The organism is Streptomyces sp. NPDC053079, assembly GCF_044546695.1.
Taxonomy (GTDB): domain Bacteria; phylum Actinomycetota; class Actinomycetes; order Streptomycetales; family Streptomycetaceae; genus Streptomyces.
In genome coordinates this window covers 460686-486627 of the sequence record NZ_JBITZJ010000007.1, presented here as the reverse complement: position 1 = coordinate 486627, position 25942 = coordinate 460686, and the positions used below count along the sequence as shown (strand labels likewise).

At 70.9% G+C, this 25942-nt stretch carries 24 protein-coding genes; 17 read left to right on the top strand and 7 right to left on the bottom strand.

The window, feature by feature from the left end:
• Positions 1-46: 46 nt before the first annotated feature.
• The 4 genes from ACIGXW_RS27520 to ACIGXW_RS27505 all read left to right on the top strand — a co-directional run bounded on the left by ACIGXW_RS27520 (position 47) and on the right by ACIGXW_RS27505 (position 4235).
• Positions 47-784, top strand: a complete 738-nt coding sequence (locus ACIGXW_RS27520) for a cytochrome c biogenesis CcdA family protein (RefSeq protein ID WP_399575439.1) — start codon at positions 47-49, stop codon at positions 782-784.
• 3 nt (positions 785-787) lie between these two features.
• Positions 788-2542, top strand: coding sequence for a cytochrome c biogenesis protein ResB (locus ACIGXW_RS27515; RefSeq protein WP_399575401.1), 1755 nt, complete (start codon positions 788-790; stop codon positions 2540-2542).
• Entirely contained in the window at positions 2539-3627 is a 1089-nt protein-coding gene (gene ccsB / locus ACIGXW_RS27510; protein WP_399575400.1) for a c-type cytochrome biogenesis protein CcsB, read from the top strand. The genes ACIGXW_RS27515 and ccsB overlap by 4 nt, the downstream gene beginning before the upstream one ends.
• 83 nt (positions 3628-3710) lie before the next feature.
• On the top strand, positions 3711-4235 hold the full coding sequence (locus tag ACIGXW_RS27505; protein WP_071965540.1) for an SRPBCC domain-containing protein: 525 nt from the start codon (positions 3711-3713) through the stop codon (positions 4233-4235).
• Here ACIGXW_RS27505 and ACIGXW_RS27500 read toward each other — a convergent pair.
• Positions 4232-4537 (bottom strand): PLD nuclease N-terminal domain-containing protein, encoded by a 306-nt coding sequence (locus ACIGXW_RS27500; RefSeq protein ID WP_360916692.1) that lies wholly within the window; start codon positions 4535-4537, stop codon positions 4232-4234. The genes ACIGXW_RS27505 and ACIGXW_RS27500 overlap by 4 nt on opposite strands.
• 87 nt (positions 4538-4624) lie before the next feature.
• Here ACIGXW_RS27500 and ACIGXW_RS27495 point away from each other — a divergent pair, with 87 nt between their 5' ends.
• Both ACIGXW_RS27495 and mqnP read left to right on the top strand, forming a co-directional pair.
• Positions 4625-6076, top strand: coding sequence for a menaquinone biosynthesis decarboxylase (locus tag ACIGXW_RS27495; protein WP_399575399.1), 1452 nt, complete (start codon positions 4625-4627; stop codon positions 6074-6076).
• Positions 6073-6990, top strand: a complete 918-nt coding sequence (gene mqnP, locus ACIGXW_RS27490) for a menaquinone biosynthesis prenyltransferase MqnP (protein ID WP_399575398.1) — start codon at positions 6073-6075, stop codon at positions 6988-6990. The genes ACIGXW_RS27495 and mqnP overlap by 4 nt, the downstream gene beginning before the upstream one ends.
• A gap of 76 nt (positions 6991-7066) precedes the next feature.
• Here mqnP and ACIGXW_RS27485 read toward each other — a convergent pair whose 3' ends face one another.
• Entirely contained in the window at positions 7067-8209 is a 1143-nt protein-coding gene (locus tag ACIGXW_RS27485; protein WP_399575397.1) for a hypothetical protein, read from the bottom strand.
• 156 nt (positions 8210-8365) lie between these two features.
• Between ACIGXW_RS27485 and ACIGXW_RS27480 the strand changes: the two genes are divergently transcribed.
• Positions 8366-9058: a UbiX family flavin prenyltransferase gene (locus tag ACIGXW_RS27480; protein ID WP_071963835.1), complete on the top strand. Its 693-nt coding sequence runs from the start codon at positions 8366-8368 to the stop codon at positions 9056-9058.
• Here ACIGXW_RS27480 and ACIGXW_RS27475 read toward each other — a convergent pair.
• Positions 9055-9189, bottom strand: a complete 135-nt coding sequence (locus ACIGXW_RS27475) for a hypothetical protein (protein WP_360916677.1) — start codon at positions 9187-9189, stop codon at positions 9055-9057. The two genes, ACIGXW_RS27480 and ACIGXW_RS27475, sit on opposite strands and share 4 nt — an antisense overlap.
• A 139-nt stretch (positions 9190-9328) precedes the next feature.
• Between ACIGXW_RS27475 and ACIGXW_RS27470 the strand changes: the two genes are divergently transcribed.
• From ACIGXW_RS27470 to ACIGXW_RS27445, 6 genes are all read left to right on the top strand, one after another.
• Positions 9329-9784 carry an Lrp/AsnC family transcriptional regulator gene (locus tag ACIGXW_RS27470; RefSeq protein ID WP_071965543.1) on the top strand — a complete coding sequence of 152 codons (456 nt, stop codon included), beginning with the start codon at positions 9329-9331 and terminating at the stop codon, positions 9782-9784.
• 58 nt (positions 9785-9842) lie between these two features.
• Positions 9843-11006 carry an aminofutalosine synthase MqnE gene (gene mqnE, locus ACIGXW_RS27465; protein ID WP_071965544.1) on the top strand — a complete coding sequence of 388 codons (1164 nt, stop codon included), beginning with the start codon at positions 9843-9845 and terminating at the stop codon, positions 11004-11006.
• Between the two features lie 68 nt (positions 11007-11074).
• Entirely contained in the window at positions 11075-11362 is a 288-nt protein-coding gene (locus tag ACIGXW_RS27460) for a DUF4229 domain-containing protein (protein WP_071965545.1), read from the top strand.
• 173 nt (positions 11363-11535) lie between these two features.
• On the top strand, positions 11536-12855 hold the full coding sequence (locus ACIGXW_RS27455) for a dicarboxylate/amino acid:cation symporter (protein ID WP_399575396.1): 1320 nt from the start codon (positions 11536-11538) through the stop codon (positions 12853-12855).
• Positions 12856-12972: 117 nt separating this feature from the next.
• Positions 12973-13662: a TetR/AcrR family transcriptional regulator gene (locus tag ACIGXW_RS27450; RefSeq protein ID WP_399575395.1), complete on the top strand. Its 690-nt coding sequence runs from the start codon at positions 12973-12975 to the stop codon at positions 13660-13662.
• Between the two features lie 251 nt (positions 13663-13913).
• Positions 13914-15758: an AMP-dependent synthetase/ligase gene (locus tag ACIGXW_RS27445; protein ID WP_399575438.1), complete on the top strand. Its 1845-nt coding sequence runs from the start codon at positions 13914-13916 to the stop codon at positions 15756-15758.
• Positions 15759-15806: 48 nt separating this feature from the next.
• On the opposite strand, the gene ACIGXW_RS27440 is transcribed toward ACIGXW_RS27445, so the two are convergent.
• Together ACIGXW_RS27440 and ACIGXW_RS27435 are read right to left on the bottom strand one after the other, a co-directional pair.
• Entirely contained in the window at positions 15807-16958 is a 1152-nt protein-coding gene (locus ACIGXW_RS27440) for a lipase family protein (RefSeq protein ID WP_399575394.1), read from the bottom strand.
• Between the two features lie 95 nt (positions 16959-17053).
• Positions 17054-18136, bottom strand: coding sequence for an AraC family transcriptional regulator (locus ACIGXW_RS27435; protein ID WP_399575393.1), 1083 nt, complete (start codon positions 18134-18136; stop codon positions 17054-17056).
• Positions 18137-18272: 136 nt separating this feature from the next.
• Between ACIGXW_RS27435 and ACIGXW_RS27430 the strand changes: the two genes are divergently transcribed.
• Positions 18273-20078: an AMP-dependent synthetase/ligase gene (locus ACIGXW_RS27430; protein ID WP_399575392.1), complete on the top strand. Its 1806-nt coding sequence runs from the start codon at positions 18273-18275 to the stop codon at positions 20076-20078.
• Positions 20079-20258: 180 nt separating this feature from the next.
• Here ACIGXW_RS27430 and ACIGXW_RS27425 read toward each other — a convergent pair whose 3' ends face one another.
• The gene (locus ACIGXW_RS27425) at positions 20259-20462 is read right to left on the bottom strand and encodes a cold-shock protein (protein ID WP_360846934.1); all 204 of its coding nucleotides are present in this window, start codon (positions 20460-20462) and stop codon (positions 20259-20261) included.
• A 330-nt stretch (positions 20463-20792) separates the two neighbouring features.
• On the opposite strand from ACIGXW_RS27425, the gene ACIGXW_RS27420 reads away from it, so the two are divergent.
• Positions 20793-21644: a menaquinone biosynthesis protein gene (locus tag ACIGXW_RS27420; protein WP_104531754.1), complete on the top strand. Its 852-nt coding sequence runs from the start codon at positions 20793-20795 to the stop codon at positions 21642-21644.
• Positions 21645-21725: 81 nt separating this feature from the next.
• On the opposite strand, the gene ACIGXW_RS27415 is transcribed toward ACIGXW_RS27420, so the two are convergent.
• Complete coding sequence (locus ACIGXW_RS27415; protein ID WP_399575437.1) at positions 21726-22751, bottom strand: alpha/beta hydrolase; 1026 nt, start codon at positions 22749-22751, stop codon at positions 21726-21728.
• A gap of 371 nt (positions 22752-23122) precedes the next feature.
• Between ACIGXW_RS27415 and ACIGXW_RS27410 the strand changes: the two genes are divergently transcribed.
• Together ACIGXW_RS27410 and mqnC are read left to right on the top strand one after the other, a co-directional pair.
• Positions 23123-24664, top strand: a complete 1542-nt coding sequence (locus ACIGXW_RS27410) for a serine/threonine-protein kinase (RefSeq protein ID WP_399575391.1) — start codon at positions 23123-23125, stop codon at positions 24662-24664.
• An 80-nt stretch (positions 24665-24744) separates the two neighbouring features.
• Positions 24745-25941 (top strand): cyclic dehypoxanthinyl futalosine synthase, encoded by a 1197-nt coding sequence (gene mqnC / locus ACIGXW_RS27405; protein WP_399575390.1) that lies wholly within the window; start codon positions 24745-24747, stop codon positions 25939-25941.
• Position 25942: the final 1 nt, after the last annotated feature.

Sequence of the window (25942 nt, the reverse complement as noted above, 5' to 3'; positions counted from 1 at the left end):
CCTCACGCACGCGACCGCGGCCACCACGCTGGCCGCCGCGGGCGACATGAACCAGACGGTCCTGACCGGCGCACTGCTGCTGGCCCTGCCGGTGGCGGTGCTCGGCGGCCTCGTCTCCTTCTTCTCGCCGTGCGTGCTGCCGCTCGTACCCGGCTACCTCTCCTACGTCACGGGCGTCAGCGGCGCGGACCTGGCCGAGGCCCGGCGGGGCCGGATGCTCGCCGGGGCCTCGCTGTTCGTGCTGGGCTTCTCGGCCGTCTTCGTCTCCACCGGCGCGCTGTTCGGCTACTTCGGCACGACGCTGCAGAACTACAAAGAAACGATCAACCTCGTCTTCGGGGTGCTGACGATCGTGCTCGGCCTGGGCTTCATGGGCGCCTTCAACCTCTTCGGCCAGCGCGAGTTCCGCTTCCACACCCGGCCCGCGATGGGCCTGGCCGGAGCACCCCTGCTCGGGGTGCTCTTCGGTCTGGGCTGGACCCCGTGCATCGGGCCGACGCTGGCGGCCGTGCAGTCGCTGGCGCTCAACCAGGCCAGCGCCGGCCGTGGCGCGCTGCTCACCGTCGCCTACTGCGCGGGCCTGGGCCTGCCCTTCGTCCTCGCCGCGCTCGCCTTCCGGCGCGCGCTCGGCGCCTTCGGCTGGGTCAAGAGGCACTACGCGTGGGTCATGCGCGTCGGCGGCGGCATGCTCGTCGTGGTCGGCCTGCTCCTGGTCACAGGAATGTGGGACAGCATGGTCCAGGACCTTCAGACGTGGTCGTCGCGATACACCCCCGGGATCTGATCAATGGCCAATACGAACGACTCCACCGATACCGCCGTGCTGGACGAAGCGGCGGGATCGGCCCTGTCCACGGCCCCCGCCCAGGGCGACGACGGCCGGGCCGTGCCCGGCTCTTTCGGCGGCGCGCGCAAGCCCGGCGCCCTCGGGGCGCTGGCCTGGACCGCCCGTGAGATCACCGGCTGGGTGCGCTGGACCTGGCGCCAGCTGACCTCGATGCGGGTCGCGCTGATCCTGCTGTTCCTGCTCTCCCTCGCCACGGTCCCCGGCTCCCTCGTGCCGCAGACCTCGGTCGACCCGCTCAAGGCCGACACCTGGAAGAGCCAGCACGAGACCCTCGCGCCCGTCTACGAGAAGCTCGGCCTCTTCCACGTCTACAGCTCGGTGTGGTTCTCCGCGATCTACATCCTTCTGTTCGTCTCCCTCATCGGCTGCATCATCCCGCGCACCTGGCAGTTCGTCGGCCAGTTGCGCGGCCGCCCGCCGGGCGCCCCCCGCCTGCTGACCCGGATGCCCGCGCACGCCACCTGGCACACGGACGCCGAGCCGGAGCGGGTGCTGGACGCCGCGGAGAAGCTGCTGAAGGGCAGGCGCTTCCGCACCGAGCGGGCCGGGAACGCGATCGGCTCCGAGAAGGGCTACCTCCGCGAGGCCGGCAACCTCCTCTTCCACGTCTCCCTGATCGTCATGCTGGTGGCGTTCGCCTCCGGACAGCTGTGGAAGTCCGAGGGCGGCAAGCTGGTCGTCGAGGGGGAGAGCTTCGCGAACACGCTCACCCAGTACGACGACTTCAAGGCCGGCTCCCTCTTCAGCGCCGACGACCTCGACGCCTTCCGCTTCACCCTCGACAGCTTCTCCGGGACGTACGAGCGCACCGGGCCCGAACGGGGCACCCCGCGCGACTACGCCGCCCACATCACGTACTGGGACGGCGCGGACGGCACGCCCCGCAAGGCCACCGTCAAGGTGAACGAGCCGCTGGAGACGGCCGGCTCGAAGGTCTACCTCATCGGCCACGGCTACGCCCCGATCGTCACCGTCCGCGACGGCAAGGGCAACATCGCCTTCAAGGGCCCGATCCCCTCGCTGCCGCTGGACAACAACGTCACCGAGACCAGCGTGCTCAAGGTGCCGGACTACCGCGACAAGGACGGCAAGGAAGGCGACCTCGGCTTCCAGGGCAACTTCGTGCCGACCCTGGACCTGAAGTCGGGCACCATGCTGTCCCGCTTCCCCGCCCTGGACAATCCGGCGCTGGTGCTGACCGCCTACCGCGGCAGCCTCGGCCTGGACTCGGGCATGCCGCAGAGCATCTACCAGCTCAACACGTCCAAGATGACGCAGTTCAAGGACGACAAGGGCCAGAAGTTCGCCAAGCTCCTCACGGTCGGCCAGACCATGACGCTGCCGGACGGCGCGGGCGAGCTGAAGTTCGAGGGCATCAAGCAGTGGGCGACCTTCCAGGTCTCCCAGAAGCCCGGCAACGAGCTGGCGCTCGCCGGCGCCGTCGGCGCGCTGGTCGGCCTGGCCGGCTCGCTGTTCATCCAGCGCCGCCGGGTCTGGGTGCGCGCCGTGGCGGACGGCGAGGGGCGTACGGTCGTGGAGCTGGCCGGCCTCGGCCGCAGCGAGTCCGCCCGGCTGCCCGAGGAGCTCGCCTCCCTCGCCATGGCCCTGCAGCCCGACGCCCCGCCCGTCGCCGCACCCGCGGCGGAGACCGACTCCGAAGCCCCAGCCGAACCGTCCGAAGGAGCGCGCGCGTGATCCTCGCCGCCGCAGCCAACGAGAACCTGGCCCATGTCAGCAATGTGCTGATCTATTCGGCCATGGCTGTCTATACCCTCGCCTTCCTCGCGCACATCGCCGAGTGGGTCTTCGGCAGCCGTAGCACCGTCGGCCGCACGGCCGCCGCGATCACCGCCACGGCCCCCGCCGTGACCGTCACGGTCAAGGGCGCCGAGAAGGCCGCGCAGGGCGGCGGCACCGCCGTCCTGGAACGCCCGAAGGTGGTCACGCGCTCCGCCCCCGGCAGCCGCGACGTCCCCGACGGCCCCGGCGCCGCCGGCACCAGCGAGAAGGGCGACCTGTACGGCCGCGTCGCCGTCTCGCTGACGGTCCTGGCCTTCGCCCTCCACGCGGGCGGCGTGCTCACCCGCGCGCTGTCCGTCGAGCGGGCGCCGTGGGGCAACATGTACGAGTTCTCCACGACCTTCGGCATGACCGCCGTCGCCGTCTACCTGGGCCTGCTCGCCGCCAAGAAGAACGTCCGCTGGCTGGGCCTGCCGCTGGTCACCTCGATCCTGCTCGACCTGGGCCTGGCCGTCTCGGTGCTCTACACCGACAGCGACCAGCTGGTGCCGGCCCTGCACTCCTACTGGCTGTGGATCCACGTCTCCTGCGCCATCATCTCGGGCGCGGCGCTGTGGGTGGGCGCGTGCTCGAGCCTGTTCTACCTCTTCCGCGACGGCTACGAGGCCCGGCTGGCGGAGGGCCGCGACAACGGCGGCGCCTGGAGCAACGTGATGTCCCGGCTGCCCGCGGCGGCCACGCTGGACAAGTTCGCCTACCGCATCAACGCGACCGTCTTCCCGCTGTGGACGTTCACGATCATCGCGGGCGCGATCTGGGCCGAGGCCGCCTGGGGCCGCTACTGGGGCTGGGACCCCAAGGAGGTCTGGTCCTTCATCACCTGGGTCGCCTACGCCTGCTACCTCCACGCCCGCGCCACGGCCGGCTGGAAGGGCCGCAAGGCCGCCTACCTGGCCCTGCTGGCCTTCGCCTGCTACCTGTTCAACTACTACGGCGTGAACATCCTGCTGAGCGGCAAGCACTCCTACGCGGGGGTGTGAGCCCACCAGGACCCGCGGCCCACGGCCCGCGTCCCGTCGCCTCCGGCGCGCGGGACGCGGGCCGTCGTGCTAGACGTGGAGTCATGGAGATCCCCTCCCCCTACGGCGCGTCCGAGAGCAAGGGCGACACCCACACCCTGCGGTACGAGCTGTCGATCCCGTACCCCGTCGACGAGGTGTGGGCCGCCGTGGCCACGCCCGAGGGCCTGCCGGCGTGGCTGGCCGTCGCCGATCCCTTCGAGCAGCGCGAGGGCGGGGCGATCACGCTGCGGTGGCAGAACACCGACGCCCAGGGGCACGCCACGGTCGCGCCCGGGCAGGTGACCGCGTGGGATCCGCCGCGGCTGGCGGAGTACACCGTCGACATCCACGGGCGCGTCCGCTTCGAGCTGGAGGCCGGGCCGCTGGGCGTCGGCGGGACGCTGCTGCACTTCACCAACGAGATGGCCGGACCCGACGACGTACGCCTGGACTGCCTGGCGGGCTGGCACCACCACTTCGAGTACCTGCTGCAGGCCCTCGCCGGGAATCCGGCCGACTGGTCGCGCTGGACGAGGGACCGCTGGCGCGAACTGCGGGAGCGGTACGAGCGCGGGGACCTCCGCTAGCCCTTCGGGCCGTCGGCGCCCGGGTCCTTCTCGTCGTCCTTCTTCAGCGACCGTAGGAACTCGGGGTTGTCGTCGGGCGCCACCCAGCGCTGCCGTCCGCCCGGGCGCCGGGCCGCGGCGCGCGGCCGGCCCGCCACCAGCCAGGCCACCGGGCCCACCAGCACCTCGCCGAACAGCAGGATGATGAACACCCATGCCAGCTTCGGCAGGCCCCGCACCTCGTTCTCCGGCGTGTTGAGGCAGTCGATGAAGGCGTAGATCCACAATGCCAGGATCAGCAGGAACGGCAGATACCTGAGCATGGTGGCGGCCCCCGGAGTGCGGTGCTACGGGCCGCTCGGCGGCCCCCGTGACGTGTCCAGGGTAGTGCGTGCTCGATACTGGAACGCATGGCTTACGACGATCTTCGCTCGTTCCTCCGGTCGCTGGAGCGCGATGGCGATCTCAAGCGCATCAAGGCGGAAGTCGACCCATACCTGGAAATCGGGGAGATCGTCGACAGAGTGAACAAGGCGGGCGGGCCCGCGCTGCTCTTCGAGAACGTCAAGGGCGCGGCGATGCCGCTCGCCATGAACGTCTTCGGCACCGACCGCCGCCTGCTCAAGGCGCTCGGCCTGAAGTCCTACGAGGACATCAGCGAGAAGATCGGCGGGCTGCTCAAGCCCGAGCTGCCGCAGGGCTTCATCGGCATGCGCGAGGCCTTCGGCAAGCTGGGCGCGATGGCCCACGTGCCGCCGAAGAAGGTCAAGGACGCGCCCGTCCAGGAAGTCGTGCTCACCGGCGACGACGTCGACCTCGAGCAGCTGCCGGCGCTGTTCACCTGGCCCGAGGACGGCGGCTCCTTCTTCAACCTCGGCCTCACCCACACCAAGCACCCCGAGACCGGCGTCCGCAACCTCGGCCTCTACCGCCTGCAGCGCCACGACAAGCGCACCATCGGCATGCACTGGCAGATCCACAAGGACAGCCGCAACCACTACCAGGTGGCCGCCAAGCGCGGCGAGAAGCTGCCGGTCGCCATCGCCTTCGGCTGCCCGCCCGCGGTCACGTACGCCTCCACCGCGCCGCTGCCCGGCGACATCGACGAGTACCTCTTCGCCGGCTTCATCCAGGGCAAGCGCATCGAGATGGTCGACTGCAAGACCGTCCCGCTGCAGGTCCCGGCCAACGCCGAGGTCGTCATCGAGGGCTGGCTCGAGCCCGGCGAGATGCTGCCCGAGGGGCCCTTCGGCGACCACACCGGCTTCTACACGCCGCAGGAGCCGTTCCCCGCGCTGACGATCGACTGCGTGACGATGCGGCGGCGCCCGCTGCTCCAGTCGATCGTCGTGGGCCGGCCGCCGACGGAGGACGGGCCGCTGGGCCGCGCCACCGAGCGCTTCTTCCTGCCGCTGCTGAAGGTGATCGTCCCCGACATCGTGGACTACCACCTGCCGGAGTCCGGCGGCTTCCACAACTGCGCGATCGTCTCGATCGACAAGAAGTACCCCAAGCACGCGCAGAAGGTCATGCACGCCATCTGGGGCGCGCACATGATGTCGCTGACCAAGCTGATCATCGTGGTCGACTCCGACTGCGACGTCCACGACCTGCACGAGGTGTCCTGGCGGGCCCTCGGCAACACCGACTACGCCCGCGACCTCACCGTCGTCGAGGGTCCGGTCGACCACCTCGACCACGCCTCGTACCAGCAGTTCTGGGGCGGCAAGGCGGGCATCGACGCGACCGCGAAGTGGCCCGAGGAGGGCTACACGCGCGACGGCGGCTGGCCGCGGATGGTCGAGTCGGATCCGCAGACGGCGGCGACGGTCGACCGCCGCTGGAAGGAGTACGGGCTGTGACCTCCGCCGAGGGCGTACTGAGCCCCGGACCCGCGCCCTCCAGCGGCAAGGTCAAGGCGTTCCTGCGCATGGTGCTCATCGAGCACTCCGTCTTCGCGCTGCCCTTCGCCTACATCGCCGCGCTCACCGCCATGTTCCAGCTGGACCGGAACATCCACTGGGTCAGGCTGCTGCTCGTCACCGTCGCCATGGTGGGCCTGCGGACGTTCGCGATGGCCTGCAACCGCATCATCGACCGCGAGATCGACGCCCGGAACCCGCGCACGGCCGGCCGCGAGCTGGTGACGGGCGCGGTGTCAGTGCGCTCGGCGTGGACCGGGGCGGGGGTGGCCGTGGTGTTCTTCCTCGGGGCCGCCGCGCTGCTGAACCCCCTGTGCCTGGCGCTCGCCCCCATCGCCGTCGTCCCGATGGTCGTCTACCCCTACGGCAAGCGGTTCACGAACTTCCCGCACGCGATCCTGGGCCTGGCCCAGGCCATGGGCCCGGTCGGCGCATGGCTGGCTATCACGGGGGAGTGGTCCTGGGACGCGGTGATCCTGGGGCTGGCGGTCGGTGTGTGGATCGGCGGCTTCGACCTGATCTTCGCCTGCCAGGACGTGGCGGCGGACCGTGCCCACGGGGTGAAGTCCACCCCGGCCCGCTTCGGCATCGCGGCGGCGCTGTACGGCGCGCGCGGCTGCCATGTCGTCACGACGGGGCTGCTGGTCTGGTACGCGCTGGCCACCGACGCCGGGGTGTTCTTCTGGGGCGGCCTGGTGGTGGTCGCGGCGGCGTTCCTGTACGAGCACTCGATCGTCAAGCCGGGTGACCTCTCGCGCCTGAACCGGGCGTTCTTCTCGGTCAACGGCTTCATCGGCATCGCGCTGTTCGTGTGCGCGCTGCTCGATCTGCTGGTCCGCGGTCTGACGGTCTGACGGGCCGTCCGCCGTAGGTACGCCGAAGGGCGGCCCCCCTCCCGGGGTGGCCGCCCTTCGGCGTACGGGGGTGTGCTCAGATGCCCTTGAACGGGTCGTCCGTGGACGCGGAGTCGTCCTTGAACGGGTCGGCGCTCTTGAACGGGCCGTCGGCGCCGGCACCGCCGGCCCGGCCGCCGCCCATGGCGAACATGGCCGCGCCCATCAGGTCCTGCGGCTTGAGCTCCTGCGCGCCGGAGGGAACCTTGAGGTTGTCGCCGCCGCCCTTCTTGAAGCCGATGCTGACGGGCAGCGGACCCTTGGGCCCGTCCTTGTCCTTGCCGTCGTCGAACTGCGCGATGTCGAAGGTCATCCCGGCGAGCATGCCGTCCTTGATGGCCAGGTCGACGGTGACGTCCTTGTCCGGGGCCTTGTCGAGGTCGCGGCTGAGCTTGTCGAGCTTGCCGGCCTTGTCGCCGAGCTTGTCCTTCAGCGGCTTGAGGCCCTCGGCGAAGTCCTTGGCGATCTTCTTCGCGGGGAGGGTGGCCGTGACGTGGTCGGCGCCGTCCTTCTTGCCGGCGTCCTTGACCTTGGCGTTGTCGGTGAGCGCGTGCTGGAGGGCCTCGTAGGCCTTCTTCTGCGTCTCCGGGTCCGGTGCGGGGCTCTTGCCGGAGCCGCTCTTGTCCATGGACTTGGCGAACTCTTCGAAGGACTTGGGATCGATGCTGATCCAGTCGCCCTTGAGCGCGTTCTTGACGCTCGCCAGGGACGGGGGGAGCTCGTCGGCCTGCTTGAGCAGCTTCTCCATGGCCTGCGGGCCGCGGGACTTGCCCTTGTCCTTGCCGTGCTTCTCGGCGAAGCCGGCGACGGCCTTGAGGTCGAGGCGTATGTAGCTCTTGCCGTCGACCTGGCGGGCCTCGAACACCGGCTTGGTGTCCTTGCGGGCCAGCCGGACGTCGTAGGTGAAGGCCTTGTCGTCGGCCTTGGCGTCCTTGAGCGGCTTGTCGGCGCCGAACGCGTAGGTCAGCCGCATGGCGGCGAGCATGTCCGCGTCCTGGCGGGTGAAGTCGTCCGCGTCCTTCATCGCCGCGAAGATCTTCTCGGCGCCGCCGTCGAAGCCTATCTCCGTGGTGAGCGACTTCTGCTCGCCGAGCTTGTCGAACGCCTGCTTGACCTTGGCGGCCGTGCTGAGCTTGTTGCTCGGGTCGCATGCGGTGGAACCCGCGGCGACGAGCGCCACGACGCCGGCGGCGACAAGAGCTTTTCGGGTGGTGTGGATGATGCGCTCCCCGTTTGACGGTCCTTGACAAAAGATCACTTAAGTGCAAGTCGATCGATCATGTCAAAGGGCTTTCGCGACATCTTGGCGACGAATGCCTGCGGATAGGCTCGGGGCGTGGAGCCGTATGAAGACAGAGCCTCCCGCCGACCCTGGGTGGTCGGCGTCTCCGGTGCGTCCGGGACGCCGTACGCCGCCGCCGTGGTGCGCGGACTGCTGGCAGCCGGTGAGGCGGTGGACCTCGTGGTCAGCCGGGCCGCGCGGCTGACGCTGCTGGACGAGACCGGGATCCGCTTCCGGGACGCGCACTGGCAGCAGGACCTGCGGGCCTGGCTGGCGCTGGGGGCGGACGGCAAGCCGCACTTCGACCCCGACGTCTCGGGCGTGCGGTACTGGCCGGCGGGCGATCTGGCGGCGGGTCCGTCGTCGGGCTCGTACCCCGTGCGGGGGATGCTCATCGTGCCGGCGAGCACGGCGAGCGTGGCCGGAGTGGCCCTCGGCCTGTCGAAGGATCTGCTGCAGCGGGTGGCGAGCGTGACGCTCAAGGAGCGTCGGCCGTTGATCGTCGCGGTGCGGGAGACGCCGCTCAGCGGATCGACGCTCAAGCAGCTCGTGGCGCTCGACGAAGCGGGAGCCGTGGTGCTGCCCGCCTCGCCGGCGTTCTACGCGGGGGCGACGCACATCCAGGATCTGGTGGACTTCGTCGCCGGGCGGGTGCTGGACGCGGCAGGAGTGCCGCACCGGCTGTACCGCCGTTGGGAAGGAGAGCTCGGTGGAGCGAGTGCGAGCGGGGCTCGCGATGCGACCTAGCGCTTCTTCGCGCGCGGCAGGCGGAGCTTCGCCAGGGCGGCGCGCGGGTCGGGGGACTGGTGGGCACGCGAGCGGTTGGCCAGGTCCTGCAGCTCGCGCATACGGGCGTAGGCCATCTCGATCGAGTACACGGGGGCTTCACTCCTGAGGATCGAAGGATCGTCGTTGATTCGCTGATCTGGTGAAAGATTTGCGGGGTTCGAGACCCCGTATGCCTTAGATTCTACACGTAAACCGGCGAGTTCGCTGATTATTGAAAGGTGCCAGGCAATGGACGCGGTGGACAGGCAGCTCATCCAGGCCCTGCGGGAGAACGGCCGGGCCTCGTACGCGGAGCTGGGCAGGCTCGTGGGCCTGTCCGGGCCGAGCGTCACGGACCGGATCAACCGCCTGGAAGCGGCGGGCGTCATCACCGGTTACCGGGCGACCGTCAACTCCGCGTCGCTCGGCCTCGGGGTCACGGCCCTGATCGGCATCCAGCTCTCGGACGCCGCCGACCACGAGGACGTGGCGCGCCGGCTGCGCGACCTCGAGGAGATCGAGGACTGCTGGTTCATCGCCGGCGACGACTCGTACATGCTCAAGGTCCGTGTGGGCGACGTCGACGGGCTGGAGCGCACCATCCGCCGCCTGTCCGGCACCAAGGGCGTCAGCCGCACCCGCACCACGATCGTGCTCTCCACCAAGTGGGAGAACCGGGTGGGCGAGCTGCCCGAGGACGCGTAAAAGCGGGGGAGTACGCTCGAAGCGGTCATCTGGAGTATCAGGAGAGGCGGGCGCACCCATGGACGCTGGGCTCAAGCGCGAGCTGGAGGAGAAGGTCTTCGCCGGGGAGCGGCTCACCCGCGAGGACGGTATCGCGCTCTACGAGTCCGACGACCTGGCCTGGCTGGGCGGACTGGCGCACCACGTGCGGACGCGGAAGAACGGCGACGTCGTCCACTTCAACGTCAACCGCCACCTGAACATGACCAACGTGTGCACGGCGTCGTGCGCGTACTGCTCGTTCCAGCGCAAGCCGGGCGAGAAGGACGCGTACACGATGCGCATCGAGGAGGCCGTCCGTCTGGCCAAGGCGATGGAGAACGAGAACCTCACCGAGCTGCACATCGTCAACGGCCTGCACCCCACCCTGCCCTGGCGCTACTACCCGCGGTCGCTGAAGGCGCTCAAGGAGGCGCTGCCGAACGTCTCCCTGAAGGCCTTCACCGCCACCGAGATCCAGCACTTCGAGAAGATCTCCGGTCTGCCGGCCGACGAGATCCTCGACGAGCTGATCGACGCGGGTCTGGAGTCGCTGACCGGCGGTGGCGCGGAGATCTTCGACTGGGAGGTCCGCCAGCACATCGTCGACCACGACACCCACTGGGAGGACTGGTCGCGCATCCACCGCCTGGCGCACTCCAAGGGTCTCAAGGGTCCGTGCACGATGCTCTACGGGCACATCGAGGAGCCGCGGCACCGCGTGGACCACGTGCTGCGCCTGCGGGAGCTGCAGGACGAGACCGGCGGCTTCCACGTCTTCATCCCGCTGCGCTACCAGCACGACTTCGTGGACATGAAGGACGGCAAGGTCCGTAACCGCCTCCAGGCCCGGACCAGCATGGCCACCGGGGCCGAGGCGCTGAAGACCTTCGCCGTCTCGCGGCTGCTGTTCGACAACGTGCCGCACGTGAAGGTGTTCTGGGTCATGCACGGCGTCCAGACCGCCCAGCTCGCCCTGCAGCACGGCGCGGACGACATGGACGGCTCGGTCGTCGAGTACAAGATCACGCACGACGCCGACAACTACGGCACGCCGAACAAGCTGACCCGCGACGACCTGCTGGACCTCATCCGCGAGGCGGGCTTCCGGCCGGTCGAGCGCAACACGCGCTACGAGATCATCCGTGAGTACCCGGGCCCGGACGCCTCGCTGCGGGAGTCGCCGCAGCCGATGCGCCTCTGAGATCCACTTCGGGTCGTGCTGTACTGAACAGACCCCCTCTGGTCGCCGTCGAGAAGAAGGTCCCGTCCGTGAGTAGCCAGAAGTACGCCTCGCTCCGCTACACCGCTTCGCGTGTCGGACTGCTCATCGCCTGCTTCGCCTTCGTGTGGGTGCTCTGCTACGCGCGGATCATCCCGCTCGGCGTGGGCAGCTCGAACCTCGTGTGGATGGTGCTGCTCGCGCTCATCCTCTCCGCGCCGCTCAGCTGGGTCCTGCTGCGCAAGCAGCGCGACGCCATGTCCGAGCAGATCGTGGAGCGCGTGGACCGGGCGAAGGCGCGGATCAACGCGAACGCCGGCCAGGAGGACGGGGTGTAAATCACCCCAATTGCAAGCAAGCCGTGTAAGTCTCCTCACACGCCCCCTCATACTCCCCCGACGCCCTGGCGCGGAACACCCGTTCCGCGCCAGGGCGTCGGCGCGTTTCGGGGTCCGTGCGCCTCAAAGATTTCCTTTGAGTGCCCCAAAGTGTCGGTGTTACCGTGTTCGGCATGTCGACGCCCCCGTCCAACCCGGCGTCCGCTCAGCGCGGGCGCATATCGCGCATCCCCAATGTCCCCTTCTGGGCCCAGATCCTGCTCGGCCTCGTGCTGGGCGCCCTGCTGGGCTGGGCCGCCAAGAGCGGTGACATCGGCTGGCTGCAGACCACCCTCGACAAGATCGGTGGCATCTTCGTCCAGCTGCTGATGGTCGTGGTCGCCCCCCTGGTCTTCTTCGCCATCCTGGTCTCGATCACCAACCTGCGGAACGTCTCCAACGCCGCCCGGCTGGCCACCCGGACCCTGCTCTGGTTCATGATCACGTCGCTGATCGCGGTCGTCATCGGCCTCGCTATCGGCCTGCTCACCGACCCGGGCTCCGGCACCGGCCTCACCGCCGCCGACGGCGGTGACCCCAAGAAGAAGGGGTCGTGGCTGGACTTCCTCACCGGAATCGTTCCGACCGACGTCATCACGCCGTTCACCGAGCTGAACGTGCTGCAGATCGTCTTCATGGCCGCCGTCGTCGGCATCGCCGTCCTGCAGGTCGGCGAGAAGGCCCAGCCCCTGCTCACCCTCAGCGAGTCCGTGCTGGAGCTGCTGCAGAAGGTGCTGTGGTGGGTCATCCGCCTCGCCCCGCTGGGCAGCCTCGGCCTGGTCGGCAAGGCCGTCTACAAGTACGGCTGGAACCTGATCAGCAAGTACGCGACCTTCACCGCCGACATCTACGTCGGCTGCGCCATCGTGCTGTTCGTCGTCTACCCGCTGCTGCTGGCCACGGTCGCCAAGGTCAACCCGCTGCGCTTCTTCAAGGGCGCCTGGCCCGCCATCCAGCTGGCCTTCGTCTCCCGCTCCTCCGTGGGCACGATGCCGCTGACGCAGAAGGTCACCGAGCGGCTCGGCGTGCCGAAGGAGTACGCCTCCTTCGCGGTGCCGTTCGGCTCCACGACCAAGATGGACGGCTGCGCCTCGATCTACCCGGCCATCGCCGCGATCTTCGTGGCCCAGGTCTTCGACGTGCCGCTGGAGATCAAGGACTACGTTCTGATCGCCTTCGTCTCCGTCATCGGCTCGGCGGCCACCGCCGGCCTCACCGGCGCGACCGTGATGCTCACGCTGACGCTGTCGACGCTGGGCCTGCCGATGGCGGGCGTGGGTCTGCTGCTGGCCATCGACCCGATCGTCGACATGATCCGCACGGCGACCAACGTGGCCGGACAGTCGGTCGTCCCGATCCTCGTCGCCGCCCGGGAGGGCATCCTCGACCGGGAGGCCTACGAGAGCGCGGACGGCTCGCACCTGGAGCCGCAGCCGCAGCCCGTCGCCGCGTGACGGCTTGATCGGTACCCTTGACGTCCCTCCTCCCTGTGATATTACCTGCCGGTAATGTGACGGGGGGGAGGGATTTTTGTCGTGAATGTCGTAGATGACGCACAGGTGATACCGACGATGGGGACCGCGCCGGAGCCGAAGGGGAAGCGGAAGGGCGGCAGCGGCAAGATCAGGCGCATGCCGCGGGAGGTGCGCGAGCGGCAGATGCTCGACGCCGCCGTGGAGGTCTTCGCCCGGCGCGGCTACAGCGCGGCGTCCATGGACGAGATCGCGGAGCTGGCCGGGGCGTCGAAGCCGCTGGTCTACCTCTATCTGAACTCCAAGGAAGATCTCTTCAGCGCCTGCATCCGGCGCGAGGCCGAGGCACTGATGGCGGCGCTCGAGGCTGCGAGCGAGCCGGACGCCCCCGCGGACGCCCGGCTGTGGAACGGGCTGCGCGCCTTCTTCGCGCACACCGCCGAGCACCCCTCGGGCTGGGCCGTGCTCAGCTGCCAGGCCCGTACGCACGGGGAGCCCTTCGCGGTCGTGGTCGCGGAGCTGCGGCAGGAGATCATCCGTCTCGTCACCGGGCTGATCGCGGCCACCGCCGCCGCGGCCGGCCGCACCGACCCGCCGGCCGGGCACGAGGCCTCCGGCCTGGCCCACGCGCTCGTGGGCGCCGCCGAGTCGCTCGCCTGCTGGGCCAACGCCCGCGGGGACGCCGTCTCCTCGGCCCAGGAGACGGCGGCGACGCTGATGAACATCGCCTGGACGGGGCTGGAGAACCTCATGAACGGGCACCGCTGGGCACCCGGCGCCCGTTCATGACCCCTCGCCGCACGGCGGGCGACGGGGGCGCCGGTGCCGTCGGGAGCCGGCGGCACCGGAGGGGCTCGAAGGGCGCAGGCGCTCTGGCCGGAGGGGGCCCGGAGGCGTACCTTTACGGCCATAGTTTTACCGCCGAGTAGGTTACTTATCGGTCTCTTGTGGGTCTGGAACAGGAGCCGCACGTGTCCGTACCGCGCAGCGAAGCCCTCTCCCTCCTCGTCCCGCCCCGCACGACGGCCGTCGCCGGCGTCGTGCGCGAGGCGTCCGTGCCCCCGCTGGCACCGCCCGTCCACGACGGCTCGCTCGGCGACCTGCCGTTCGACAACGCCGCCGTCGCCCCCGCCGACACCGTCCTCAGCCGCAAGCAGCCCGACGGCCTCTGGCGCGACGTCACCGCCGCCCGCTTCGCCGCCGAGGTGCTGGCCGTCGCCAAGGGCCTGATCGCCCACGGCCTGGGCCCCGGCGACCGGCTCGCCCTCATGGCCCGCACCCGCTACGAATGGACGCTGCTGGACTTCGCGGCCTGGGCCGCCGGCCTGGTCACCGTCCCCGTCTACCCCACCTCCGCCGCCCCCCAGGTCCGCTGGATCCTCGAGGACTCCCGGGCGGCCGCCTGCGTCGTCGAGACCGCCGGGCAGATGAAGCTGGTCGGCGCCGAGCGCGCGGCGTTACCCGGCCTCGCCCACGTCTGGCAGATCGACGCCGGGGCGGTCGCCCTGCTCGCCGCCGCCGGACGAGACCTGCCCGACGAGGCGGTCACGCGGCGCCGCGCCGCCCGCACCCCCGACGACATCGCCACCCTCATCTACACCTCCGGCACCACCGGCCGCCCCAAGGGCTGCGTCCTCACCCACGCCAACTTCTTCGCCGAAGTCGACAACGCGACCGAACTGCTGCACCCCGTCTTCCACGCCGCCAGCAGGGACCCCGCCGCCACACTCCTGTTCCTGCCGCTCTCGCACGTCTTCGGCCGCATGGTCGCCGTCGGCTGCCTGCGGGCGCGCGTACGGCTCGGGCACGCGCCGTCCCTGCGGGCCGACGAACTCCGCGCGGACCTCGCCGGATTCCGGCCCACGTTCCTGCTCGCCATCCCCTACGTCCTGGAGCGGATCCACAACACCGCCCGGGCCACCGCCGAACAGCTCGGCCGCGCCCCCGCCTTCGACCGCGCCGCCGACGTCGCCCGCCGCTACGCCGAGGCGAACGCGGCCCGCGCGCACGGCGCCGGCCGGGGCCCCGGCCCCCGCCTGCGCGCCGCCCACGCCCTGTACGACGCGCTCGTCTACCGCCGCATCCGCGACGCCCTCGGCGGCCGGGTCCGCTACGTCATCAGCGGCGGCTCCCCGCTCGGCAGACGGCTCACCACCTTCTACACCGGCGCCGGCGTCGAGGTCTTCGAGGGCTACGGCCTGACCGAGACCACCGCCGCCAGCACCCTCACCCCGCCGCTGCGCCCCCGGCCCGGCACGGTCGGCTGGCCGTTGCCCGGCAGCGCGGTGCGCATCGCCGCGGACGGCGAGGTACTGCTGCGCGGCGGCCACGTCTTCGCGGGCTACTGGGACGCCGGCCGGCAGGAGGCCGAGTTCCCCGCGGGTGGTGGAGGCGCTTCGGGGGAGTGGTTCGCCACCGGCGACCTGGGCACCCTCGACGAGGACGGCTACCTCACCATCACCGGCCGCAAGAAGGAGCTGATCGTCACCTCCGGCGGCAAGAACGTCGCCCCGGCCCCGCTGGAGGACCGGCTGCGCGCCCACCCCCTCGTCGCCCAGTGCGCGGTCATCGGCGACAACCGCCCGTACCTGACCGCCCTGATCACCCTGGACCCCGACGGGCTCGGGCACTGGCAGGGGATGCACGGCCTGGACGACGTGCCCGTCCAGGAGCTCGTCGGCGACAAGGCGCTGCTGGCCTGTGTGCAGGAGGCGGTGGACGACGCCAACAGGACCGTGTCCCGGGCGGAGTCGATCCGCCGGTTCGCGGTGCTGGCGGTGGACTTCACGGAGGAGAGCGGGCATCTGACGCCGTCGATGAAGCTCAAGCGGGCCGCCGTCGAGCGGGACTTCGCGGCCGAGATCGACGAGCTGTACCGGGCGTAGGGGCGGGCCCCGGGACGCTCCCGGGGCCCGCCTCCGGCACGGCGGGACCTAGCAGTTGCCGCCCGTCGCCCTGCCCGCGAAGCGGTCCGCCAGCCAGTTCGCGGCCGGCACCGACTCGCTGATCACGCCCAGGACGTGCTCCCCCAGCGGCAGCGACTTCCACTGCACCGTGGCCCCCGCGGCGCACCAGTCCGCACGCAGCTGCTTGCCGACCGCGTAGGGGATCAGCTCGTCGACGACCCCGTGGTAGAGGTACACGGGGCGGTCCGGGGCGTGCGAGCCCAGGCGCGAGGAGCGCAGCACGCGCTGCCAGTCGCTCTCGTACAGCGGGTTCTTGACCGTCACGTCCTCGATGCGCTTGAAGAGCCCGGCGACGGTGTCGACGACCACGCAGTGCTTCTTGAGGAAGTCGACGTACGAGCGGCCCCTGGCGTTGAGGTAGCCGTCGAGTTTCAGTTCGGGATAGGCCGCGTTCTGCCCGGTGGCGGCCATGAGGACCAGGCCCGCCCCGATGCCGCCGTTGTTGTAGTCGGCCGTCTTCAGCAGGTCGGCGGGCACGCCGCCGGTGGCGGTGCCGCGCAGGTCCAGTTCGGGGGCGTACGAGTCGTGGAGCTCGGCGGCCCAGCTGCTCGCCTGGCCGCCCTGGGAGTAGCCCATGATGCCGACCGGGGACTTCTTCCCCAGCCCGGCCTGGGGCAGCCGCTGGGCGGCGCGGGCGGCGTCGAGGACGGCGTGCCCCTCGGCGCGGCCGACGGCGTAGGTGTGGTCGCCCGGGGTGCCCAGGCCCTCGTAGTCGGTGACCGCCACGGCCCAGCCGCGCGCGGTCAGCAGCTGGATGAGGTTGGCCTCCATGGTGGTGCCGCGCGGGAAGCCGGCGGAGGGGGCGCAGTGGTCGGCGAGGCCGACGGTGCCGACGGCGTAGGTGACCAGGGGGCGCGGGCCCGTCCGGCCGTCCTGGGGAACGATCACCGTGCCCGAGACGACGTTCAGGGCGCCCTTGGCGGTGGTGGAGCGGTAGGTGATGTGCCAGGCCTTGGTGTGGGTGGGCTGGCCCGGCAGGGGGTGGAAGGAGGTGGGGGCTGAGCTGACGATGTCGCCGGGTGCCCCGGCGGGACCGTCGGCGGCGGCGGTCCCGCCCGCCAGGCCGAAGGAGACGGCCAGCGCGGCGACGGCGGCGAGGGCTCTGGTGCGCAGGTGCATGCGGCTCTCCCAGCTGTTCCGGATGAAGCAGATGGAGGTGAAGCACTGGGGCCGACCGTAGTGACCCGCCGGTAAGGGGGCGTTGGCCGGGACGCTCAGCTTTCCTGACCGGGAGCGTCGCCGCCACGGGGCCCCGGTCCACCGGGCAGGGCCCGCACGCCGGCGAGCCGGTACGCCCCCGGCGTGGTGCCCGTCCAGCGGCGGAACGCCCGGTGGAAGGCGGTGTCCTCGGAGAACCCCAGCCGGGCCGCCAGCTGGGCGATCGGCTCCCGCCCCTCCGCGAGCCCCGTGATCGCCGCGTCGCGCCGCACCTGGTCCTTGAGCCGCTGGTAGGACGTCCCCTCCTCCTGCAGCCGCCGCCGCAGCGTCGCCGGGCTCACCGCCAGCCGCGCCGCCAGCTGCGCCACCTCCGGCAGCCGCGCCGGCCGGCCCTCGCCCAGCGCCCGCAGGAACGCCCGCCGCACCTGCTCGGCCACCGTCGTGCCGTACTCGTGCCGGCTCAGCAGCTCCGCCGGGGCCCGCCGCAGCAGCTCCCGCAGCCCGTCCTCGTCCCGCACCACGGGAGCCGCCAGCCAGCGCGCGTCGAACCCGGCGGCCGCCATGGGGGCGGGCCCCGCCCCGAACCGCACGGGGCAGTCGAACATCAGCCCGTACTCGGCGGCGTAGGGCGGCGCGGGGTAGGCGAAGCCGGCCCAGCGCAGCGGGATGCGGCGGCCGATCAGCCAGCTCGCCAGCCGGTGCCAGATGAGCATCATGCACTCGGCGAGGAAACGTCCCTCCGCATGGCCGCGCAGGTCGTTGCGGACCGCGAACACCGCCTCGGCGCCCCGGCGTTCGAGTACGAGATCCGGGCCGTCGGGGAAGAGGCCGTAGAAGCGCACCGCCCGCTCGAGCAACGCGCCCAGGTCACGGCAGCCCACGCAGGCGTAGCACATCATCGCGAACGTCCCCGGCCTGCTGGGCGAGGGGCTCAGCCCCATGAACTCGTCCCCCGTCGCCCGGTGCAGCTCCCGCACCAGACGGGCGAACTGCTCGGGCGTCACCTTCGCCCGGTCGTCGCCGAGCAGCAGCGGAGGGATGCCCGCCCGCTGCAGCAGCGGCACGGTGTCGATGCCGAGCCCGCGCGCGCCACCGAGCGCGGCCCGTACGTAGTGCACGGTGATCGTCCGCCTGCCCATGCCCTGCACGGTAACTCCCGTTGAGCGTCCGGGTCAGTGGGGCTGACGATTCCGGTCATCCCCGCGGGACGGGTGGGCTTCATAGCGTCGGCGGTGTACGTCATCGGTTCTTCCGTGCACCGACCAGGGAGGCGTCGTGCGGCAGCAGGAACGGCAACGACCGGACACACTGGCGCAGTTCGTCGAATGGACGGCCGACCGGTACGGGGACCTGCCCGCGCTGCGCCACCGCCCACGGGCCGGCGGGAGCCCCGGGGAGGGCTGGACGGAGACCGGCTACGACCGGCTGCGCGAGATCGTACGGACCGTCGGGCGCGGCCTGATCACCCTTGGGGTGCGCCCCGACGACCGGGTGGCGATCCTGTCGGAGACCCGGCCGGAGTGGACCCACGCCCACTTCGCGGTGCTGGCCGCCGGGGCGGTCGTGGTGCCGGTCTACCCGACGGCCGGCGAGGGCGAACTGGCCTGGGTGCTGGGCGACTCGGGGGCCTCGGTCGTCGTCTGCGAGAACGCCGTTCAGGCGGCGCGCGTGGAGCAGGTGCGGGAGAAGCTGCCGGAGCTGCGGCACGTGGTGCTCGTCGACGGGGACGGCTCCGGTGCCCCGGTGCTGGGGCGGCTGCCGGCGCCGGCCTCGCTGGAGGAGTTCCTGGCGCGCGGCGCGGCCCGCAGGGCCGAGGACCTGTGCACGATCATCTACACCTCCGGCACCACGGGCCTGCCCAAGGGCTGCCGGCTCACGCACGGCAACATGGTCGCCAACCAGGACGCCACCGCCCACCTCTCCGAGGGCGGCCCGGGCGACACGACCTACCTCTACCTTCCGCTCGCCCACGTCCTCGGCCAGCTCATCGAGCTGACCTCGCTGCGCCGCGGCGGCGCGCTGTGCTACTTCGGGGGCCGGGTCGAGAACGTCGTCGCCGAGCTGGCCGAGGTCAGGCCCACGCATCTGCCGTCCGTGCCACGGCTGTTCGAGAAGGTGCACGCGAGCGTCGTCTCCCTCGCCGAGTCCCGGGGCCCGGACGGCCCCGGCCGGCTGGCGGCGGCCGTACGGACCGGGCTGGCGGCGGCTGGGGCGCGCGAGCGGGGCGAGGAGCTCACCGGGGAGCTGCGCACGGCGTGGGAGGCGGCGGAGGAGAGCGTGTTCGCGCCGGTCCGGGCGGTCTTCGGCGGCCGGCTGCGCTGGGCCCTGACCGGGGCCGCGCCCATCGCGCCGCAGACCCTGGACTTCCTGCGCGCCTGCGGCATCGCCGTCTACGAGGGCTACGGCATGACCGAGACCTCGGGCGCGCTCTCCCTCAACCGGCGGGGCGCGGTGCGCCCCGGAACGGTCGGGCAGGCGGTGGCGGGGTACGAGGTGCGGATAGCGGGGGACGGTGAGGTCCTGGTCCGGGGCCCCGGCGTCTTCGCCGGCTACCACGGCAACCCGGCCGCCAGTGCGGAGGCGGTGGACGCCGACGGCTGGCTGCGTACCGGGGACATCGGCACGCTGGACGCGGACGGCTACCTCTCCATCACCGGCCGCAAGAAGGATCTGATCATCACCTCGAGCGGCAAGAACCTCACGCCCTCGCTGGTGGAGTTCGCGCTGCAGCAGTCCCGCTGGATATCCCGCGCCGTCATGGTCGGCGACCGTCGTCCGTACCCGGTGGCGCTGCTGACCCTGGACGGGGAGGAGGTCGCCGCCTGGGCCGCCCGGGAGGGCGTGGACCTCGGGGACGCCCCGGCCGCCCGGCACCCGGCCGTGCGCGCGCTCTGCCAGGAGGCGGTGGACGCTGCCAACGAGCAGGTCTCCCGGCCCTCGCGGATCCGTGCGTTCACGGTCCTGGACGAGGACTTCAGCGTCGCGAGCGGGGCGCTGACACCCACCCTCAAAGTGCGGCGCGCGGCGATCTGTGATCGCTTTGCGGCGGAAATCGACGCTCTCTACGAGCGGGAGCGATAAATGGTGCCAGTGTGAAAGAAGTGACCTCAGTGAATGAGGTTAAGAATCTGGGGTCCCGGGCACGGGAATGGCCGGGGAAAGGCAGGAGCCCTGCCTTCCGCCGAAGCGGGAGGCAGGGCACCTTGGGTACAGCACGTCGACCGCGATCGGTCGAGCCGTCGTACCGGAAGGATCCGAGGATCAGACCGGGGTGACGTTCTCCGCCTGCGGACCCTTCGGGCCCTGCGTGACGTCGAAGTTGACCGCCTGGTTCTCCTCGAGGGAGCGGAAACCAGAGGCGTTGATCGCGGAGTAGTGAACGAAGACGTCGGGGCCCCCGCCGTCCTGGGCGATGAAGCCAAAGCCCTTTTCAGCGTTGAACCACTTCACGGTTCCGGTAGCCATAAAGCCCTCCTTGGGCCCAAAGGGTTGCCCTGCTCCAGAACCTGCGAGAAGTCTGAAAACTACAAAAGCCTGCGGGTCACATGCTCCGCAGGCTCTGTACTGCAAGGGAAACCAAACTGCAACTTGCGGCGAGCCTAGCACGCGATGTTCTCGTGCGGAAGGAGTCGAAGATCACGCCGAAGAGGGGTTTTCCGACCCTTCGCACGGGAAAAGATCGCTGGTCGGGCACCCGTCGAGCGGACCCCCGGCCCGGCGGCCCGCACAGCCCGGGGCTAGCCTCCGGATGTGGACAATTCAGCCTCAGGCGCAGCGACCGCCGTAGATGTAGACGTGCCGCAGCCGCTCCGCGCCCGCCCGCGCGTCGGCCACATCCAGTTCCTCAACTGCCTGCCCCTCTACTGGGGCCTGGCCCGGACCGGCACGCTGCTCGATCTGGATCTGACCAAGGACACCCCCGAGAAGCTCAGCGAGCGGCTCGTACGGGGTGAGCTCGACATCGCCCCGGTGACCCTGGTGGAGTTCCTGAAGAACGCCGACGAGCTCGTCGCGCTGCCGGACATCGCCGTGGGCTGCGACGGGCCCGTCATGTCGTGCGTGATCGTCTCGCAGCTGCCGCTGGAGAAGCTGGACGGAGCCAAGGTCGCCCTCGGCTCCACCTCGCGCACCTCGGTGCGGCTGGCACAGCTCCTGCTCGCCGAGCGCTACGGCGTCGAGCCCGACTACTACAGCTGCCCGCCGGACCTCGGCGCGATGATGCAGGAGGCGGACGCCGCCGTCCTCATCGGGGACGCCGCCCTGCGGGCCTCCCTGCACGACGCGCCCCGGCTGGGCCTGGAGGTCCACGACCTCGGGCAGATGTGGAAGGACTGGACGGGGCTGCCGTTCGTCTTCGCCGTGTGGGCCGCCCGCCGCGACTACCTGGCCCGTGAGCCGCGCATCGTCGCCGAGGTGCACGAGGCGTTCCTGGCCTCCCGCGACCTGTCCCTGCAGGAGGTCGGCAAGGTCGCCGAGCAGGCCGCGCGCTGGGAGTCCTTCGACGCGGAGCTGCTGGAGCGCTACTTCACCACGCTGGACTTCCGCTTCGGCCCCGACCAGCTGGCCGGGGTGGCGGAGTTCGCCCGCCGCACCGGTCCGACGACCGGCTTCCCCGCCGACGTGCGGGTGGAACTGCTGAAGCCCTGACCCCCGGGAAGGGATCAGGGCTTCGGCTGCGCGAGTGCGGCGCCGGGCTCCCGTGGAACCACCGGGGCCCGGCCGCGCGGGTCAGGAGGAGGGCGTGGGGCCTTCCATGTGCTGACTGATGTACTGGATCAGGCCTTCGCCCATGTTCGGCACGTAGGTCTTGGCGTTGTGCTTGCCGCCGGGTATCTCCCGCAGCATCGTGTGCACCGGGCCCTTGCCGTACTGCGCCTGGAACTTCTTGACCTGGCTCATCACGATGGGCGGCTCCGCCGTGCCCACCTGGAAGGCGACGTAGACGTCCGGGCCCTTGGTGTCGATCAGCCGCTTGGCCAGGACCTCGGGGTTGTTCTCCGCCATCTCCTTCTCGTGGCCCTTCCACAGCGGGGAGTCGGGCACGATGTCGGGACCGGAGGCGATGACGGCCTTGAACTTGTCCGGGTGCTTCAGCACGGCCTTGAAGCCCGCGAAGCCACCGGAGGAGGAGCCCATGAACGCCCAGCCGTCACGCGACTTCAGGGTGCGGAAGTTCTGCTTCACCAGCTCCGGCACGTCCTCCGTCAGCCAGGTGCCCATCTTGGCCTGGCCGGGGATGTCACTGCCGTCGTAGTAGTGCTTGTCGTCCGGGTTCAGCACCGGCATCGCCAGGATGAAGGGCAGGCTCTTGCCCTCCTGGGACCACTTGCTGATGCTCTGCTGGAGGCCGAGGTCGGTGCCCATCCAGTAGTTGTTCGGGTAGCCGGGGCCACCGGGCAGCGCGATCATGACCGGGAAGCCGCTCTTGGCGTACTTCGGGTCCTTGTACTGCTTGGGCGCCCAGACCCAGACCTTGCCCTTGAAGCCGGACTTCGGGCCGTCGAGGGTGACGACGCCGATCTCCGTGCCGTCGCCGAGCGTGTTCGCGTTCTTGAACGCGGCGGCCGGGCCCGTCGGCATCAGCGTCTTGGAGTCGGAGGACTTCTCACCCGAGGCCCCGCCCGCCTGGCCGGCGTTCTTGTCCTGGCCGAAGCTGACCGGGTCGCCCTTCTTGGAGAAGGGACCGAACTCGAGGTACTTCATGACGCCGCCGGCGATCAGACCGAGGACGGCTATGGAAGCCACCACGATCATCCACTTCTTGGCGCGCGAAGCACGCTGGCGGCCCTGGGACTGGTACGAGCCGTTGGGCGGGTAGTCGCCGTAGTCCCCGTGGCCCCCCTGGTCGCCGTAGCCGCCACCCTGGTGGGGCTGCCGGTATCCGTTGGGGGGCGGCGGGTAGCCGCCCGGCTGCTGGTATCCCCCGTTGGGCTGGTAGCCCCCGTTGGGTGAGTGCGTCATCGCGTCGCTCCGGATGATGCTGCTGCCCCGAAGGACATGACGGTTTGTTCCGTCCTAGGGGATGGGCAAATCAGGGGTCGGGGTTCCTGGGACGATCCGTGAATTGAGTCATAGGCTCGAATTCGGGGGCGAAGGGCCCCTTCCGGGGGGAGGCGAAGGGCCCTATGCAGTCGTTGTCGGTGGAAGATCCGCAGGTCATAGGCGCATACCGGCTGCTGGGCCGATTGGGCGCGGGCGGCATGGGCCGGGTGTACCTCGGGCGCAGCGCGGGCGGGCGCACGGTCGCCGTCAAGGTGGTCCATCCCCATTTCGCCCTCGACGAGCAGTTCCGGGCGCGCTTCCGCAGGGAGGTCGAGTCCGCCCGGCGGGTGGGCGGGGCCTGGACGGCGCCCGTGCTGGACGCCGATCCGGAGGCCGCGGTGCCGTGGGTGGCGACGGGCTATGTGGCCGGGCCCTCGCTCACCCAGGCCGTCGCCGAGGTGGGCCCGCTGCCGCCGCGGACGGTACGGGCGCTGGGCGCGGGCCTGGCGGAGGCGCTGGCGGCGGTGCACGGACTGGGGCTGGTGCACCGCGACGTCAAGCCGTCGAACGTCCTGCTGGCCCTCGACGGCCCCCGCCTGATCGACTTCGGCATCGCCCGGGCCGTCGAGGGCACGGCCTCCCTGACCTCCACCGGCGTCTCGATCGGCTCCCCGGGCTACATGGCCCCCGAGCAGATCCTGGGCCGACCGGTCACCGGGGCGGCGGACGTCTTCTCCCTGGGCGCGGTCCTGGCGTACGCGGCCACGGGCGAGCCGCCCTTCCCCGGCGACAGCTCGGCCGTGCTGCTCTACAAGGTCGTGCACGAGGACCCGGTGCTGGGCCCCGCCCTCACGGGCCCCCTGCGCGAGCTGGTGACGTCCTGCCTGGCCAAGGCCCCGGAGGCAAGACCGGCCCCGGCGGAGCTGGCCCACCGCCTCGCCGCCCCGGACGGCGCGAGCGCACTGCTGGGCCCGGGCTGGCTGCCGGGCCCGCTCGTGGAGCGGGTGAGCCGCCAGGCGGTGGAACTACTGGACCTGGAAGCCGCCCCTTCCCCATCGCCGGACGGGCCGCAAATGCGGCCCGTCCGGCGATTGAGGACAAGAAACGGTGAAAGGGCGGGGCAGGGGCAGGATCCGGCGCAGGTCCCCACCGTCACCGCCACGGCTACCGCCGGCACCGAGCGCCGCATCAGCTGCACCCTCGTACTGACCATCGCCGGCGCCCTGGCCGCAGCCACCACCGCACTGTTCGTCTCCGACCTCCTGCCCGGCGGCGACGGCGACACGACGGCGCGCCCCCCAGCGGCCACCGCCCCGCAGCCCCCGTCCGGCACCGTCCCGAAGGAGTTCATCGGCACCTGGACCGGCTCCGTCATCCAGTCCGACGGCACCCCCAACGGCACCATGACCAGCACCGTCACCGCCGGCGGCCCGGGCGCCTACGTCGTGCGGACGAGCTATTCCGTGCTCGGCGTCCTGGAATGCCGCAGCAAGGCGAAGCTCACGTCCGTCGCCGGCGGGAAGATCACGCTGGAGGAGGTCACCGACGGGGAGAAGAAGGCCCTGTGCACGGGGGAGAAGGCGACCGTGACGTACAGCCTCGCCGCGGACGGCAAGCTGGCGTTCACCTCCGACGACCCCCGCGGCGGCCGCCCCACCGCGACGCTCACCAGGACCGGTGGCTGAACCGGCCCGGTCTCAAGCCCGCCAGGGCCCTTCGCGTAGTCTGGCCCGGTATTTGCATACCCCCTCCGAAGGGACGCCCGGTGACCGAGAACGCCGACCTCCAGTCCGTCCTCGACCGCGCCACAGCAGGCGGCCGGATCACCCCGGAGGAGGCGCTCGAGCTCTACCGCTCCGCGCCGCTGCACGCGCTGGGCGCGGCCGCCGACGCCGTGCGCCGCAAGCGCTACGCGGGCACCGAGCACATCGCGACGTACATCATCGAGCGGAACATCAACTACACGAACTCGTGCGTCACCGCGTGCAAGTTCTGCGCCTTCTACGCCCCGCCGAAGAGCGACAAGGTCTGGACGCGCCCCCTCGACGACATCCTGCGCCGCTGCGCGGAGACCGTGGAGCTGGGCGGCACGCAGATCATGTTCCAGGGCGGCCACCACCCCGACTACGGCGTGGAGTACTACGAGGAGCACTTCTCGGCGATCAAGAAGGCGTTCCCGCAGCTCGTCATCCACTCCCTCGGTGCCTCCGAGATCGAGCACATGTCGCGCATCTCGGGCGTCAGCGCCGAGGAGGCCATCCGCCGCATCCACGCCGCGGGCCTCGACTCCTTCGCGGGCGCCGGCGCCGAGCTGCTGCCCGCGCGGCCGCGCAAGGCCATCGCGCCGCTGAAGGAATCCGGCGAGCGCTGGCTGGAGATCATGGAGCTCGCCCACAACCTGGGCGTCGAGTCGACCTCCACCATGCTGATGGGCACCGGCGAGACCAACGCCGAGCGGATCGAGCACATCCGGATGATCCGTGACGTGCAGGACCGCACGGGCGGCTTCCGCGCCTTCATCCCGTACACCTACCAGCCGCAGAACAACGTGCTGAAGGGCCGTACGCAGGCCACGATCTTCGAGTACCTGCGGATGATCGCCGTCGCGCGGCTCTTCCTCGACAATGTCGCCCACATCCAGGGCTCCTGGCTGACCGTCGGCAAGGAGGCGGGCCAGCTCGCGCTGCACTACGGCGCGGACGACCTGGGCTCGGTGATGCTGGAGGAGAACGTCGTCTCCTCGGCCGGCGCCAAGCACCGCTCCAACCGCATGGAGCTCATCGACCTCATCCGCAAGGCGGGCCGCGTCCCGGCGCAGCGCGCCACCACGTACGAGCACTTGCTCGTGCACGACGACCCGGCGAACGACCCGGTCGACGACCGCGTCGTCTCGCACCTGTCCTCCACGGCGATCGAGGGCGGCACGGCCCACCCCGAGCTGAAGATCGTCCAGGCGAGCTGAC

Excerpts from the sequence above, each read along its gene's own strand:
- ACIGXW_RS27515 (WP_399575401.1), top strand. The coding sequence starts at position 788 with ATGGCCAATACGAACGACTCCACCGATACCGCCGTGCTGGACGAAGCG.
- ACIGXW_RS27505 (WP_071965540.1), top strand. The coding sequence starts at position 3,711 with ATGGAGATCCCCTCCCCCTACGGCGCGTCCGAGAGCAAGGGCGACACC.
- ACIGXW_RS27495 (WP_399575399.1), top strand. The coding sequence starts at position 4,625 with ATGGCTTACGACGATCTTCGCTCGTTCCTCCGGTCGCTGGAGCGCGAT.
- ACIGXW_RS27500 (WP_360916692.1), bottom strand. The coding sequence starts at position 4,537 with ATGCTCAGGTATCTGCCGTTCCTGCTGATCCTGGCATTGTGGATCTAC.
- ACIGXW_RS27425 (WP_360846934.1), bottom strand. The coding sequence starts at position 20,462 with ATGGCTACCGGAACCGTGAAGTGGTTCAACGCTGAAAAGGGCTTTGGC.
- ACIGXW_RS27435 (WP_399575393.1), bottom strand. The coding sequence starts at position 18,136 with ATGGGCAGGCGGACGATCACCGTGCACTACGTACGGGCCGCGCTCGGT.
- ACIGXW_RS27450 (WP_399575395.1), top strand. The coding sequence starts at position 12,973 with ATGGGGACCGCGCCGGAGCCGAAGGGGAAGCGGAAGGGCGGCAGCGGC.
- ACIGXW_RS27415 (WP_399575437.1), bottom strand. The coding sequence starts at position 22,751 with ATGATCGTGGTGGCTTCCATAGCCGTCCTCGGTCTGATCGCCGGCGGC.
- mqnE (WP_071965544.1), top strand. The coding sequence starts at position 9,843 with ATGGACGCTGGGCTCAAGCGCGAGCTGGAGGAGAAGGTCTTCGCCGGG.
- ACIGXW_RS27440 (WP_399575394.1), bottom strand. The coding sequence starts at position 16,958 with ATGCACCTGCGCACCAGAGCCCTCGCCGCCGTCGCCGCGCTGGCCGTC.
- ACIGXW_RS27410 (WP_399575391.1), top strand. The coding sequence starts at position 23,123 with ATGCAGTCGTTGTCGGTGGAAGATCCGCAGGTCATAGGCGCATACCGG.
- ACIGXW_RS27455 (WP_399575396.1), top strand. The coding sequence starts at position 11,536 with ATGTCGACGCCCCCGTCCAACCCGGCGTCCGCTCAGCGCGGGCGCATA.
- ACIGXW_RS27470 (WP_071965543.1), top strand. The coding sequence starts at position 9,329 with ATGGACGCGGTGGACAGGCAGCTCATCCAGGCCCTGCGGGAGAACGGC.
- ACIGXW_RS27520 (WP_399575439.1), top strand. The coding sequence starts at position 47 with ATGAACCAGACGGTCCTGACCGGCGCACTGCTGCTGGCCCTGCCGGTG.